General features: G+C 59.9%; 2 protein-coding genes. Both read left to right on the top strand.

Features of this window, described 5'->3' with window-relative positions; genetic code table 11:
* Window positions 1-319 (top strand): DUF1636 family protein (locus P0D96_RS48335; RefSeq protein ID WP_408321441.1); only part of this gene is annotated, 319 nt, incomplete at its 5' end.
* Window positions 320-386: 67 nt separating this feature from the next.
* The coding region (locus P0D96_RS48340) for an alpha/beta fold hydrolase (protein ID WP_408321443.1) at window positions 387-548 on the top strand (162 nt) is incomplete at its 3' end.

A 548-nucleotide genomic window follows, 5' to 3' on the forward strand; every position in this document is an offset into this window, starting at 1 on the left:
GGACCGGCCACACACCCATGAGCTGGGACTGGCTCTCTATAACAAATTAAAAGAAAGACTGACCAGCCAGGGTATGACCGTGATGATGGTCCACTGCCTCGGCAGTTGCCGGACGCCCTGTGCTGTTGCGCTTGATGCGCCGGCGAAGCCACGCGTACGTCTGTCGGGCCTGAAGGACGTCAACGCGGCGGATCTGATCAATGCTGCGCTGGAATATCGGGAGGCGGCTTCGGGTGACGTGACCGTCGCGATGCTTCCGGCGCTGCTGCAACGACACGTAAGCGCGATTTCACCGAAACGGAAACGAAGCGCTGCATAAAAGAGCGGTGCGCTCGACGCACCACACCACCGTCATTTCACCAACCCACTACATTCAGGAAGGACATATGAATCTCAAATACGACGACGTAGGGACAGGTACGCCGGTCGTCCTCGTGCACGGACTCGGCGGTACTGGCAACGTTTTTGGAGCCCAGGTTGCGGCGCTCTCTCCCAGCTTTCAGGTTGTGGTCCCGGACCTCCGCGGTTGCGGGCGCAGCGATAAGGGG

Source organism: Paraburkholderia sp. RL17-347-BIC-D (assembly GCF_046027915.1).
In the GTDB taxonomy this organism is placed as follows: domain Bacteria; phylum Pseudomonadota; class Gammaproteobacteria; order Burkholderiales; family Burkholderiaceae; genus Paraburkholderia.